Origin of the sequence: Dactylosporangium cerinum, assembly GCF_042653625.1 — a bacterium.
GTDB lineage: Bacteria > Actinomycetota > Actinomycetes > Mycobacteriales > Micromonosporaceae > Dactylosporangium > Dactylosporangium cerinum.
On sequence record NZ_JBHSIU010000130.1, the window covers coordinates 1 to 13,002 of the forward strand.

Consider the following 13,002-nt stretch of genomic DNA (forward strand, 5'->3'; position numbering starts at 1 on the left):
GCGCCGATGGTACTGCACCCGAGAGAGTGTGGGAGAGTAGGACGCCGCCGGACAAATTTTCGATTAAGGGCCGCCCTGCCTAGGGCGGCCCTTAATTCGTTTACCGGGTCGAGTGCATGCAGCGCACCCCGGTCGGGAAGGATGAAGTCGTGACCGCAGGACCCCACGACCGCGATAACCAGGGCGGCCAGGACCGGGGAGATCGCCCCGCGTCCGGTGACCGCAAGCCCCGTTGGACCGGCGCCGACCGCGACCGCGGCTCGTCTTCGAGTTCCCGTACCCCGCGCGACGGCGCCCCGCGGGCCGGCGGTGACCGCTCCGGCGGTTCCCGCGACCGTGACGGCGGCGGGTACCGCTCCGGTGACCGTACGACCGGCGGTGACCGCTCCGGCGGCTACCGGTCGGGCGACCGTACCGGCGGATCCGGCAGCTCGGGTGGGTACCGCTCCGGTGGCTCCTCAGGTGGCTCCCGGTCCGGTGGCGCCGGCGGCTCGGGTGGCTACCGGTCCGGCGGTGCCGGCGGTGACCGTCCCGGGTACCGCGACGGCGAGCGCTCCGGTGGTTTCCGGCCGCGCGAAGGTGGCGAGCGCTCCGGCGGCTTCCGCGACCGTGACGGCGGACCGCGTGACGGGGCCCCGCGTGGTGACCGTGGTGAGCGGCCGGGCGGCTTCCGTTCCGGTGGCGCTGGTGGTGGTTTCCGCTCCGGTGGTGACCGTCCGGGGTTCCGCGACGGCGAGCGTTCCGGCGGGTTCCGTGACGGTGGCCCGCGTGGCGACCGTGGCGACCGGCCTGGTGGCTCCGGTGGGTTCCGGGACCGTGACGGTGGCCCGCGCGGCGATCGTCCGCCGTTCCGTGACAACGCTTCCCGTGGCGACCGTCCGCCGTTCCGTGGCGGCGCCGACCGTGGCGACCGTCCCGGTGGGTTCGGTGGCGGCGACCGTGGTGACCGGCCCGGTGGCTTCCGTGGTGACCGGCCCGCCGGCTCTGGTGGATTCCGGGACCGTGACGGTGGCCCGCGCGGCGATCGGCCCGGTGGCTTCCGTGACGGTGGCCCGCGCCCTGACCGTGGCGACCGTGGTGACCGTCCCGGGTTCCGTGGCGCAGACCGTGGTGACCGTCCCAGCGGCTCCGGTGGGTTCCGTGACCGTGATGGTGGCCCGCGTGACAGTGGTCCCCGTGGCGGTGGGTTCCGCGACCGTGACGACCGGCCCTCGTCCCGCGACGGGGCGCCGCGTGGCGACCGGCCCAGCGGCTCCGGTGGGTTCCGGGACCGTGACGGTGGCCCGCGCGGCGACCGTCCGCCGTTCCGTGACAACGCTTCCCGTGGCGACCGTCCGCCGTTCCGTGGCGGCGCCGACCGTGGCGACCGTCCCGGCGGCTTCCGTGGTGGCGACCGTGGTGACCGGCCCGCCGGCTCCGGTGGATTCCGGGACCGTGACGGCGGGTCCCGCGACAGCGGCCCCCGTGGCGGTGGGTTCCGTGACCGTGATGGTGGGGACCGGCCCGCGTACCGCGACCGGGGCGACCGTCCCGGCTTCCGCGACGGCGGCGACCGCGGCGGCTTCCGTGACCGCGACGGCGCCCCCCGTGGCGACCGTCCCGGTGGCTTCCGTGACCGTGACGGTGGCCCGCGTGGCGACCGGCCCAGTGGGTTCCGTGACCGTGACGGTGGCCCGCGTGGCGACCGTCCCAGTGGCTTCCGTGACCGTGACGGTGGCCCGCGTGGCGACCGTCCCAGCGGCTCCGGTGGGTTCCGTGACCGTGACGGCGGTCCCCGTGGCGACCGGCCCGGTGGGTTCCGTGACCGTGACGGTGGCCCGCGTGGCGACCGTCCCAGCGGCTCCGGTGGGTTCCGTGACCGTGATGGTGGCCCGCGTGGCGACCGGCCCGGTGGCTCCCGTGATCGTGACGGTGGCCCGCGTGGCGACCGTGGCGACCGTCCCGGCTTCCGTGCCGGCGGCGACCGTGGCGAGCGTCCCGGTGGCTTCCGCGACCGCGAGGACCGTGGTGACCGTCCCGGCTTCCGCGACCGTGGTGACCGTCCCGGCTTCCGCGACCGCGGCGACCGGCCGGGCTTCCGTGACCGGCCCGCCGGTGGCGAGCGTCCCGGTGGCTTCCGGGACCGCGACGGCGGCGGCGACCGGGGTGGTCCCCGCCGTGACCGGGGCGACCGTCCCGGGCAGCGGGACGGCGGGCCGCGTGCCGGTGGGTACCGGGACCGGGACTCCGGCGGGCGTGGCGCGGGCTTCCAGCGGCCCGAGGGGCTGCGGCGCAACGACGCCGGTGGGTACCGGCCGCGGCAGAGCGACCCCGGGTTCGTCGCCGAGGAGGTCGAGGGCGAGGAGACGGTCAGCCGCGTCGCGGACCCGGTGCTCGCCGACGACATCGACCCGTCGGAGCTGGACCGTGAGGTGCGCAGCGAGCTGAGCTCCCTGGCCCGGCCCGTCGCGGAGGAGGTCGCCAAGCGGCTCATCGCGACCGGGCAGCTCATCGACGACGACCCGGAGCTCGCGCTCGCCCACGCGCTCGTCGCGCGGCGGAAGGCGTCGCGTATCGCGGTGGTGCGGGAGGCTGCGGGGCTTGCCGCGTACCACGCCGGGGAGTGGCAGACCGCGCTCGGTGAGCTGCGGACGTACCACCGGATGACCGGACGGCAGACGCACATCGCGGTCATCGCCGACTGTGAGCGGGCCCTGGAGCGGCCGGAGAAGGCGATCGACCTGTTCCGGACCGCGGACCGGGAGAAGCTGACCGCCGAGGAGATCGTCGAGCTGCTCATCGTCGCGGCCGGGGCCCGGGGTGACATGGGTCAGCACGACGCCGCCGTGGCGATGCTGCAGGTGCGTGAGCTGACGTCGGCGCCCGACGCGGTGTGGGCGGCGCGGCTGCGGTACGCGTACGCCGACGCGCTCCTGCGTGCCGGTCGCCGGGAAGAGGCCCGCGAGTGGTTCGCGCGCGCCGCCGATCTCGACGAGGACCTGGCCACGGACGCGGCCGAGCGGCTGCTCGAGCTCGACGGCATCGTCCTGGACGGCGACGAGGACGGCGACGACGAGGACCTCGACGCAGTCGCCGGCGACGAGGACGACGACCGCGACGAGGACGAAGACGACGCGGACGACTACGAAGACGACGACGAAGACGCGGACGACGATGACGACCGCGACGACGAAGACGACTACGACGACGAAGAGGACGACGAAGACGACGAGGACGACCGCGACGAGGACGAAGACGACGCGGACGACTATGACGACGAAGACGACGACGAAGACGCGGACGATGAAGACGACCGCGACGACGAAGACGACTACGACGACGAAGAAGACGACGAAGACGAAGAGGACGACGACCGTGACGGCGACGCACCCGGCGGCGACGGCGGGGACGACGACCGGGTGACCGACGCGTCGCGTACCGGTGACCGCGACGACGACACGGACGGCGACGGCGACGGCGAGACCGACGGCGAGACCGACGGCGAGACCGACGGCGAGACCGACGGCGAGACCGACGACGAGACCGACGGCGAGACCGACGACGACCGTGACGGCGACGCCACCCCCTCGACCGACACCCAGGCCGACGGCGACGGTGACGACAGCGGGACCACGCGTGCCTGACACGACCGCGCCGATCCCCGCCGGCGACACCGCCGGCGGGGACCTCGTCAGCCACTACGATCTGGTCATCTTCGACCTCGACGGGGTGCTGTACCTGGTCGACCAGGTGATCCCGGGCGCCGCCGAGGCGTGTGCGCGGTTGCGTGCGCGGGGCGTGCCCAGTGCGTACGCCACCAATAACGCGTCGCGGCTGCCCGGTGACGTGGCGGCGCTGCTGACGAGGATCGGCATCCCCGCCGAGGTGCGGGAGGTGGTCACGTCCGCGCACGCGACCGCGTTGCTGCTCGCCGAGCGGTTCGCGGCGGGCACGCCCGTGCTGATCCTCGGTGCGCCGGCGCTGCAGGAGGAGGTCAGGGCCGTGGGGCTCAGGCCGGTCACCGAGGCCCTGGAGGCCGAGGTGGTCGTGCAGGGGTACGGGCCGGACGTCGCCATGCGTGACCTCGCCGACGCGTCGGTGGCGATCCGCGCCGGCGCGACGTGGATCGCGACCAACGCCGACAAGACGCTGCCGTCGCCGCGGGGCCCGCTGCCCGGCAACGGGTCGCTGGTCGCGGCCCTCGCCACGGCGCTGGGGCGGCAGCCGGACACGATCGTCGGCAAGCCGGACCCGACGCTGTTCCTCGAGGCGGCCCGGGAACGGGCGGCGACGCACCCGATCGTGGTCGGGGACCGGCTCGACACGGACATCGAGGGTGCGTACCGGGCGGGCATGGACAGCCTGCTCGTCCTCACCGGGGTCAGCGACGCCGCCGAGCTCCTGGCCGCGCCGGTCGAGCGGCGGCCCACGTTCGTCGCCGAGGACCTCGCGGGCCTGTTCGAGGCGCCGCCGGCCGCCGGGACGAACCAGTGGCGGGTCGAGGACCACGGCGACCGGTGGGAGCTGACCGGCGACGGCCGACGCATCGACGCGTTGACCGCGCTGTGCGCCGTGGCGTGGGCGGCCGGAGAGGTCCGGCCGGTGACGGCGACGGGTGAGGCGGCGGAATCGGCGCTGAGCTGGATGAAGCTCTAGAGGAGCTTCCGGAGCTTCAACAGGTCGAACACCCCGGCGTCGATCTTGATGCGGCCGCCGGTCCAGGCCTGCATGACGTTGAGCTCACCGTTGACGAGGGCGACGAGGTCGTCGCTCGTCGAGGTGAGCTTGATCTTCGCGCGGGGGTCGTCGCCGTCGGTCAGGCCGGAGATCTGCCCGCCCTGCAGCTGGCCGTGGAACGCGACGTTCAGATCCGTGACCCGGCAGGCGAGGGAACGGTCGAAGTCGAGCTTCTCCCTGGCCGCCGCGGCGTTCTCGGCGAGCCGTGCCGCGAGTTTCTGCAGTGCCGCGCGGCATTCCTCAACCGTGGCCATGTTTCCCCCGTTTCCGTGCATCCAAATGTCCAATGCGGACACTTGGATTGTGACCGTACCGTACGGCGTCACGGACCGCCCGGTAGCGTGAACAGCGGTACACCACTTGGAGGAGAGGCGCAAGCATGGCTCAGGAAGCCTGGCGGGCATACCTGGAACTGGCGTACGGCATGACCGAGGCGACGACCAAGAAGGCGACCAAGACCGTCCGCAAGCTGGTCGGCAGGAGCGGCGCGACGGCGGAGCAGCTGCAGGTGATGGCCGAGGACCTGGTGAAGGCCGGCACGGCCAACCGGGAGGCGGTGACCAAGCTCGTCCGGTATGAGCTGGACCGTGCCCTCGGCGCCGTCGGTCTCGCCACCGCCGAGGAGGTCTCGGCGCTGACCACCCGCGTGCATGAGCTCGAGGCGCAGCTCAAGGCGGCGTCGGTGGCCGCGACCGCGCCGTCGGTGGAGCCGGAGCCGGCGCTGCCGGTCGGTGCGGAGATCGTGGAGACCTCCGACGCGCCCGCCGTCGCCGCGGCGAAGAAGACGGTGGCGAAGCGGACCGTGGCGAAGAAGACCGCGGCGCCGGCCGCGAAGGCGGCGCCGGCCGCGAAGACCGCGCCGGCTGCGAAGGCGGCGGCCCCCGCGAAGACTGCGGCCCCCGCGAAGACTGCGGCCCCTGCGAAGGCGGCACCGGTCAAGCGCAGCGGCCCGGCGAAGAAGGCGGCGGCGAAGGCCGCCGTGGACAAGATCGCCGAAGCGTCCGACGTAGCGCCTGTGAAGAAGACCACGCCCCGCAAGCGGGCGGCGTCCTCGTGAGCGTCACGCCCGGACCCGTGCCTGGTCCCGTGCCTGGTCACGGCCCCGGCCCGACCCCCGGTCCGATGCCGGGCCCGCCGGGCGCGGCGACACTCGGCCGGGTCGAGGCGGCGGTCGAGGCGTTGAACGGGGTAGCGTCGCTGCCGTTGCAGCGGCAGGTTTCGGTGTACGCCGATGCCCACCGCACGTTGCAGGAGATGTTGGGCACGATCGAGGAACGGTGATGGCGCGGCGGACACGACTCGATGCCGAGCTGGTGCGCCGCGGCCTGGCCCGATCGAGGGAGCAGGCGGCCGCGTTGATCGCCGAGGGACGCGTCGAGGTGCGGGGCGTCCTGGCCGGGAAGGCCGCTGCCCAGGTCGACCCGGCCGACCCGGTCCACGTCCTGGGCGAGTCGACCGGCGACGACTACGTGTCCCGGGGCGGGCACAAGCTCGCCGGGGCGCTGAACGCGTTCGAGGCGCTGCCTGTGCACGGGCGGCGGTGTCTTGACGCGGGCGCGTCCACGGGCGGCTTCACCGACGTGCTCCTGCGCCGGGGCGCGGCCCGCGTCGCGGCAGTCGACGTCGGCTACGGCCAGATCGCCTGGTCCCTGCGCACCGACGAGCGGGTGACGGTGATCGAGCGGACCAACGTGCGCACCCTGACCCCGGAGCAGATCGACGGGCCCGCCGACCTGACCGTCGCCGACCTGTCATTCATCTCCTTGCGGCTGGTGCTGGCAGCGCTCGCCGCCTGCACGGCGCCTGACGGCGATCTCGTGCCGATGGTGAAGCCGCAGTTCGAGGTGGGCCGGGAACGGGTCGGCGAGGGTGGCGTGGTGCGGGACCCGGCGCTGCGGGCGGAGGCGGTGCTGGACGTGGCCGCCGCCGCGGCGCAGCTCGGCCTCGGCGTCGCCGGGGTCACGGTCAGCCCGCTGCCGGGACCGTCCGGCAACGTCGAGTTCTTCCTGTGGCTGCGTCGCGACGCGCCGCCGGTGTCGCCCGACGCGGTGTACGCCGTGGCTTCGTTGGGGGTTTCGTGATCGCTTCGTCGGCTCGTGAGGCGTTGCTCGTCACCCATACGGGCAAGCGCAGCAACAACGAGCACGCCCGCACCGTGGCCGCCGACCTTCTCGCGGCGGGCTTCACCGTGCGGGTCCTCGCCGAGGAGGCCGACGAGCTCGACATCCCCCGCGCGGTGCCGGTGAGCGGCGAGACCGCCGCGCAGGGCGTCGAGATCGTGTTCGCGCTCGGCGGCGACGGCACCCTGCTGCGGGCGGCGGAGCTGGCCCGGCCGGCGAAGGCGCCACTGCTCGGCATCAACCTCGGCAAGGTCGGCTTCCTCGCCGAGGCCGAGATCGGCGACGTCGACAAGGCGGTGCGGGAGGTCGTCGAGGGCACCTACACCGTCGACGAGCGGCTCACCGTCGACGTCTTCGCCGAGCACGACGGCCAGCCCGTCGGCTCCTCGTGGGCGCTCAACGAGGCGACCGTGGAGAAGGGCGCCCGGGAGAAGATGCTGGAGCTGCTCGTCGAGGTCGACGGCCGGCCCCTGTCCCGGTACGGCTGCGACGGTGTCGTGTGCGCCACGCCGACGGGTTCGACGGCGTACGCGTTCTCCGCCGGCGGCCCGGTCGTCTGGCCGGAGCTGGAGGCGCTGCTGCTGGTGCCGATCAGCGCGCACGCCTTGTTCAGCCGGCCCATGGTGATCGCGCCCTCCTCGACGATCACGATCAACGTCGAGCCGTTCACCAGCTTCGCGCTGCTGTCCTGCGACGGCCGCCGGGTCATGGACCTCGCCCCCGGATCGACGGTCACCGTCCGGCGGGGCGCGCTACCCGTTCGAGTGGTACGGCTGCGTGAGCGACCGTTCACGGACCGCCTCGTGGCGAAGTTCGCCCTGCCGGTCGATGGTTGGAGACACAACAAACGGCACGGCTGAGTGGAGAAGTGTCGTACCGCGCGGCTAGTGTCTCTGGTTGTGCTGGAGGAACTCCGCATTACCGGACTCGGCGTGATCGAAGACGCCACCCTGCCCCTCGGACCGGGCCTGACCGTCATCACGGGCGAGACAGGCGCGGGTAAGACCATGGTCGTGACGAGCCTCGGCCTGCTGTTCGGCGGTCGCGCCGACGCGGGCCGGGTCCGCGCCGACCCTGGTCGAGCGACCGTCGACGGCCGGCTCAGGCTGCCCGCGCACCTGCGCGCGGCGGTCGAGGGCCGCATCGTCGACGCCGGCGCCGAGATCGACGACGACGGCACCCTGCTGATGAGCCGCACCCTGACGGCCGAGGGCCGGTCCCGGGCGCACGTCGGCGGCCGCACCGTGCCCGTCGCGGTCCTCGCCGAGGTCGGCGAGCGGGTCTTCGCCCTGCACGGCCAGTCCGACCAGCTGCGGCTGCTGCGCCCGGCCGAGCAGCGGGCCGCCCTGGACCGCTACGCGGGGCCGGAGCACGAGAAGCTGCTCGGGCGGTTCGCGGAGCTGTATTCGCGCTGGCGCGCCGTCGAGGACGACCTCGCCGACCGCCGCGCCAACGCCCGGCAGCGCAGCCAGGAGGCGGACCTGCTCCGCCTCGGCCTCGACGAGATCAGCCGCGTCGACCCGCAGCCCGGCGAGGACGAGCTGCTGCGCGAGGAGGCCCAGCGGCTCGAACACGTCGAGGGCCTGCGCAGCGCCGCCCAGCTCGCCCACGTCTCCCTGACCGGCACCGGCGACGGCGACGACGTCACCGACGTGCTGAGCCTGCTCTCCACGGCCCGCCGCACCCTCGAGGCGCAGACGAGCGTCGACCGGGTCCTCGGCGAGCTCGCCGCCCGCCTCGACGAGGTCGCCACCCTCGCGGGCGACGTGTCCACCGAGCTCGGCAGCTACCTCGCGTCCCTGGACGCGGACCCGGGCCGCCTCCAGGAGGTCTACGAGCGCCGCGCCGCGCTGCGGGCGCTCACCCGCAAGTACGCCGAGGACGTCGACGGCGTCGTCGCCTGGGCCGACCGGGCCCGCACCAAGCTCGGTGAGCTCGACACCTCCGACGAGCTCCTCGAGGAGCTCGACAAGGAGCGCCGCCGGCTGCACGGCGAGGTCGCCGAGGTCGCCGCCACGCTGTCCGCGGCCCGTCAGGAGGCGGCCGGCAGGTTCGCCGCCGACGTGACCGTCGAGCTGGCCGGCCTCGCCATGCCGCACGCCCGCATCCACGTCGTCGTCGGCCCGAAGCCCGCCGGTGGCGGACCTACCGTCCCCACCGCCGACGGCACCGACGCGGGCGTCGGCCCGGACGGCGCCGACGACATCGAGCTGCGGCTCCTGCCGCACCCGGGCGCCCCCGCCCAGCCCCTGCAGAAGGGCGCCTCCGGCGGCGAGCTGTCCCGCGTCATGCTGGCCATCGAGGTCGTCTTCGCCGGCGTCGGCGGCCCCCCGACCCTGGTCTTCGACGAGGTCGACGCGGGCGTCGGCGGCACCGCCGCGGTCGAGATCGGCAAGCGGCTCGCCCGGCTCGCCCGCGACCACCAGGTCCTCGTGGTGACGCACCTGCCGCAGGTGGCCGCGTTCGCCGACCGGCACCTCGTGGTCGCCAAGGACACCGGCGGCGCGGTCACCACCAGCGGGGTCCGGGTCGTGGAGCACACCGACCGGGCCCGGGAGCTGGCCCGGATGCTGGCCGGGCTGCCGGACTCGGATCTCGGCATCGCGCACGCGGAGGAGCTGCTGTCGGTCGCCGACCGGGAGAAGTCCCACCACTGACACCGTGCTGCCGCCGTGGCGTGGAGTTGCGCCGCGGCGGCGCGTGTTGTGCGCCGGGGGCGGTGTTCGGTTCTTCGCGGGTCGGTCTTCCTCTTTTCGCGGCCGGTGTTTCACGGATCGGTGTTTCACGGATCGGTGTTTCGCGGGTCGGTGTTTCGCGGCATTCGCAACAGGCTCCCTGACCCCGGAAATCGTTCGGCTTGTTACGCCGCCACCGTCTGACAAGACCGCTCACAGATCGAAGTCGTGGGTGGCTCTGATCAATCTCGCAAGATCAATCGGCGGGTACTGCGGCACTATGCTGGGCGCCGGGTGCCGTCGAGGGTTCGTGTCGCGGCGGCGGGTGCCGGATGCGGACCATGGGGAGTGGTGGGGTGCGGGCGGCGAGGATCTGGCGGTACCCGATGAAGTCGGCGGGCGGAGAGCAGCTCGACGAGGTCGACGTCGCCCCGGACGGGCTCGTGGGCGACCGGCGGTGGGCGTGCATCGACCCCGACGGTGTTGTCGTCAGCGCGAAGCAGCCGCGGCTCTGGGAGCGGCTGCTGCAGGTCACCGTTCGCGGCGACGGGGTGTGGCTGCCCGACGGCAGGACCGCGGTCCTCGACCGGGACGGCGTCGCCGACGCCGGTGCGCTGCTGTCGTCGTGGCTGGGGCGGGCGGTGACGGTGACCGACGTGGTGCCGGAAGGGGCCGTGCTGCACCGGTTCTGGCCGCGCGAACCCGGCATGATCCCCTCCTGGGCGGCCGCGGCAGAGGCCGGCAGCGACGTGCTGAGCACGATCGGCAGCGGGCGGTTCCACGACTTCGGCGCCGTGCACGCCGTGACGACCGGCGCGCTGGAGCGGCTCGCCGAGGTGCACGGTGCGTCCGTCGACCACCGGCGGTTCCGGCCCAACCTCCTGCTCGACCTGCCGGACGACCCCGAGCCGGGGGACGTGGTGCAGGTCGGTGGGGTGCGGCTGCGGGTGCAGGTGCCGACGCCGCGATGCGTGGTGCCGTCGCTGGGGCACGGGGGCGGCGCGGGTGACACCGGGCTGCTGCGGACCCTCGCGAAGCACTACCGGATGCCGGTGGGGGAGTTCGGGACGGCGGCGTGCTTCGGCTGGTACGCGGCCGTCGAGCAGTCGGGACGTATCGAAACCGACGGTTGACGGTCGTCCGCGCGACGGTCGGTGTTCGGCCCGTCGCGGGACAGTCGGGCGATGGTCGTTGAGTCGGTCACGGCGACGCCGTGGGTGGTGCTGGTCGTGTTCGTGGTGGCGGCACTCGACGCGGTCGTGCCGTTGTCGCCGAGCGAGTCGACGCTGATCGCGGTCGCCGTGGTGTCGGCGCAGACGGGGCGGCCGGCGATCTGGCTGGTCATCGTCGCGGCGGCGGCCGGGGCGTTCGCGGGGGACATGGTGTCGTTCCGCATCGGGGTCAGGGCCGGGGCGGGAGTGCTGCGCCGGCTGCGGACCCGGCGGCGGGGGCTGCGGGTGTACGCCTGGGCCCACCGCACCCTGACCGGCCGCGGCGGGCAGGTGCTGGTGTTCGCGAGGTACCTGCCCGGCGGGCGGTCGGCCTCGGCGCTCGCTGCCGGCGTGGTCGGCTACCCAGCTGGGCGGTTCCGGGCGTGGACGGCCGTCGGGGTGAGCGTGTGGGCCTGCCTGGCGGGGTCCATCGGGTACGGCTGCGGGCGGATCCTGGACGGGCGGATGTGGCAGGCGCTGCTGCTCGCGTACGCCGGCGCGGCGTCGCTGCTCGTGGTCGCCGAGGTGCTCAGGCGGATCACGTCACGTGACGCCGATGGGTTCGGGCGGGTCGCGTCGCGTGATGCGGACGGGTTCGGGCCGGTCACGTCGCGTGACGCGGACGCGTTCGGGCGGGTTGCGTCGCGTGACGCGGACGCGTTCGGGCGGGTTGCGTCACGCGACGCCGACGAGGAGGTTGACCCGGGTCCCGCGTGGGGCGACGGTGAGCGGCAGGGTCGACTGCTCCAGCACGATCATGCTGCCGCTAGGGCCGACCTCGCGGATCACCCCGAGCTCGAGCCCGGCGGCGCGCAGCTCGGTGGCGGCCTCGGTGGGCGACTTCCCGGTGAGGTTGGGCACGAGGGTCAGGCTGATCGACGAGAGGTTCACTGCGGCACTCCTTCCGATGCGTACACGGACAAGAGGGACCCGGGGCCGTCGTGAATACGCGGGAAATGTGTCGCCTGGCTGACAGTACAAGAAGGTGACGGGCGTCACCCTTTGCGCGAAAAGTGGCGTTCCACCTGCTAGTGGACATGTCGTGCCCGGCTTTTGTCGGGGGTCCATGCCAGGATGGTTGAGATGCGACTTCCAACCTTGCGCCGCACCCGGCCCGCCGAGCCGGGTGTCATCGGTGGCGTCGTGCGGCTGGATCGGCGGACCAAACGCTTGGTGGGGCGGCTGCGGCCCGGTGAGATCGCGGTCATCGACCACGTCGACCTCGACCGTGTCGCGGCCGACTCGCTCGTCGCGGCCGGGGTCGCGGCCGTGCTCAACGCGAAGCCGTCGGTGTCGGGCCGCTATCCCAACCTGGGGCCGGAAGGCCTGATCAAGGCCGGGATCCCGCTCGTCGACGACCTCGGCGAGGAATTGTTCGACCGGCTCCGTGAGGGCGAGTCCGTCCGTATCGAGGGCGACACCGTATATGTCGGTGACGACGCGGTCGCCAAGGGTCAGCGGCAGGACGCCGAGACGGTCGCGCTGTCGATGGCCGACGCCCGGGAGGGCCTGTCGGTGCAGCTGGAGGCGTTCGCCGCCAACACGATGGAGTACCTGAAGCAGGAGCGCGCGCTGCTGCTCGACGGCGTCGGCGTGCCCGAGATCCAGACCGAGATCGCCGGGCGGCACTGCCTGATCGTGGTCCGGGGCTATGACTACAAGGCCGACATCGACGTGCTGCGGCCGTACATCCGCGAGTACAAGCCCGTGCTGATCGGGGTCGACGGCGGCGCCGACGCGCTCGTCGAGGCCGGCTACACCCCCGACATGATCATCGGCGACATGGACTCGGTCTCCGACGACGTGCTGCGCTGCGGCGCGGAGGTCGTCGTGCACGCGTATCCCGACGGGCGGGCCCCCGGGTTGGCCCGGGTGCAGCGACTCGGCGTCGAGGCGATCACGTTCCCGGCGGCGGCGACGAGCGAGGACATCGCGATGCTGCTCGCCGACGAGAAGGGCGCGTCGCTGCTCGTGGCGGTCGGCACCCACAACACCCTCATCGAGTTCCTCGACAAGGGTCGCGGCGGCATGGCCTCCACCTTTCTCACCCGGCTCAAGCTCGGTGGCAAACTGGTGGACGCCAAGGGCGTCAGCCGGCTCTACCGGCAGAGTCTGTCGGGCTCGTCGCTGGTCCTGCTGCTGGCCTCGGCGATCGCCGCGATGGCGGCGGCGCTCGCGGTGACGACGATCGGCCGGGCCTATCTGAGCGTCATCGCCGAGTGGTGGGACAACCTGATCTTCACGCTGTTCTCCTAGTGCCGTTGCCTGGCGCTGTTTCTC

12 protein-coding genes and 1 pseudogene are annotated in these 13,002 nt (G+C 73.4%); 10 read left to right on the forward strand and 3 right to left on the reverse strand.

Features of this window, described 5'->3' with window-relative positions:
* Positions 1-458: 458 nt before the first annotated feature.
* Entirely contained in the window at positions 459-2,522 is a 2,064-nt protein-coding gene (locus tag ACFPIJ_RS58225) for a hypothetical protein (RefSeq protein WP_380128178.1), read from the reverse strand.
* Between ACFPIJ_RS58225 and ACFPIJ_RS58230 the strand changes: the two genes are divergently transcribed.
* Together ACFPIJ_RS58230 and ACFPIJ_RS58235 are read left to right on the forward strand one after the other, a co-directional pair.
* The gene (locus ACFPIJ_RS58230) at positions 2,412-3,623 is read left to right on the forward strand and encodes a tetratricopeptide repeat protein (RefSeq protein ID WP_380128179.1); all 1,212 of its coding nucleotides are present in this window, start codon (positions 2,412-2,414) and stop codon (positions 3,621-3,623) included. The genes ACFPIJ_RS58225 and ACFPIJ_RS58230 overlap by 111 nt on opposite strands.
* Positions 3,616-4,635, forward strand: a complete 1,020-nt coding sequence (locus tag ACFPIJ_RS58235) for an HAD-IIA family hydrolase (RefSeq protein WP_380128180.1) — start codon at positions 3,616-3,618, stop codon at positions 4,633-4,635. The genes ACFPIJ_RS58230 and ACFPIJ_RS58235 overlap by 8 nt, the downstream gene beginning before the upstream one ends.
* Here the strand turns inward: ACFPIJ_RS58235 and ACFPIJ_RS58240 are convergent.
* On the reverse strand, positions 4,632-4,970 hold the full coding sequence (locus ACFPIJ_RS58240; protein WP_380128181.1) for an SCP2 sterol-binding domain-containing protein: 339 nt from the start codon (positions 4,968-4,970) through the stop codon (positions 4,632-4,634). The genes ACFPIJ_RS58235 and ACFPIJ_RS58240 overlap by 4 nt on opposite strands.
* A gap of 125 nt (positions 4,971-5,095) precedes the next feature.
* Between ACFPIJ_RS58240 and ACFPIJ_RS58245 the strand changes: the two genes are divergently transcribed.
* The 7 genes and pseudogenes from ACFPIJ_RS58245 to ACFPIJ_RS58275 all read left to right on the forward strand — a co-directional run.
* Positions 5,096-5,773: a phasin family protein gene (locus ACFPIJ_RS58245; RefSeq protein WP_380128182.1), complete on the forward strand. Its 678-nt coding sequence runs from the start codon at positions 5,096-5,098 to the stop codon at positions 5,771-5,773.
* A 65-nt stretch (positions 5,774-5,838) separates the two neighbouring features.
* Positions 5,839-5,997, forward strand: a complete 159-nt coding sequence (locus tag ACFPIJ_RS58250; protein ID WP_380128183.1) for a hypothetical protein — start codon at positions 5,839-5,841, stop codon at positions 5,995-5,997.
* A complete protein-coding gene (locus ACFPIJ_RS58255) occupies positions 5,997-6,797 on the forward strand; it encodes a TlyA family RNA methyltransferase (RefSeq protein ID WP_380128184.1) in 801 nt (266 codons plus the stop codon). The genes ACFPIJ_RS58250 and ACFPIJ_RS58255 overlap by 1 nt, the downstream gene beginning before the upstream one ends.
* Positions 6,794-7,696, forward strand: coding sequence for an NAD kinase (locus ACFPIJ_RS58260; RefSeq protein ID WP_380128185.1), 903 nt, complete (start codon positions 6,794-6,796; stop codon positions 7,694-7,696). Before ACFPIJ_RS58255 ends, ACFPIJ_RS58260 begins: the two co-directional genes overlap by 4 nt.
* A gap of 39 nt (positions 7,697-7,735) precedes the next feature.
* Positions 7,736-9,493 (forward strand): DNA repair protein RecN, encoded by a 1,758-nt coding sequence (gene recN, locus ACFPIJ_RS58265; RefSeq protein ID WP_380128970.1) that lies wholly within the window; start codon positions 7,736-7,738, stop codon positions 9,491-9,493.
* Positions 9,494-9,852: 359 nt separating this feature from the next.
* Positions 9,853-10,644, forward strand: a complete 792-nt coding sequence (locus ACFPIJ_RS58270) for an MOSC domain-containing protein (RefSeq protein ID WP_380128186.1) — start codon at positions 9,853-9,855, stop codon at positions 10,642-10,644.
* Positions 10,645-10,695: 51 nt separating this feature from the next.
* Positions 10,696-11,148 (forward strand): annotated as a pseudogene (locus ACFPIJ_RS58275) (DedA family protein); the annotation flags it as partial.
* Positions 11,149-11,397: 249 nt separating this feature from the next.
* On the opposite strand, the gene ACFPIJ_RS58280 reads toward ACFPIJ_RS58275, so the two are convergent.
* The gene (locus tag ACFPIJ_RS58280; RefSeq protein WP_380128971.1) at positions 11,398-11,790 is read right to left on the reverse strand and encodes a PASTA domain-containing protein; all 393 of its coding nucleotides are present in this window, start codon (positions 11,788-11,790) and stop codon (positions 11,398-11,400) included.
* A gap of 15 nt (positions 11,791-11,805) precedes the next feature.
* Between ACFPIJ_RS58280 and steA the strand changes: the two genes are divergently transcribed.
* Positions 11,806-12,978 (forward strand): putative cytokinetic ring protein SteA, encoded by a 1,173-nt coding sequence (gene steA / locus ACFPIJ_RS58285; protein ID WP_203853928.1) that lies wholly within the window; start codon positions 11,806-11,808, stop codon positions 12,976-12,978.
* The last annotated feature ends 24 nt before the right edge of the window (positions 12,979-13,002 follow it).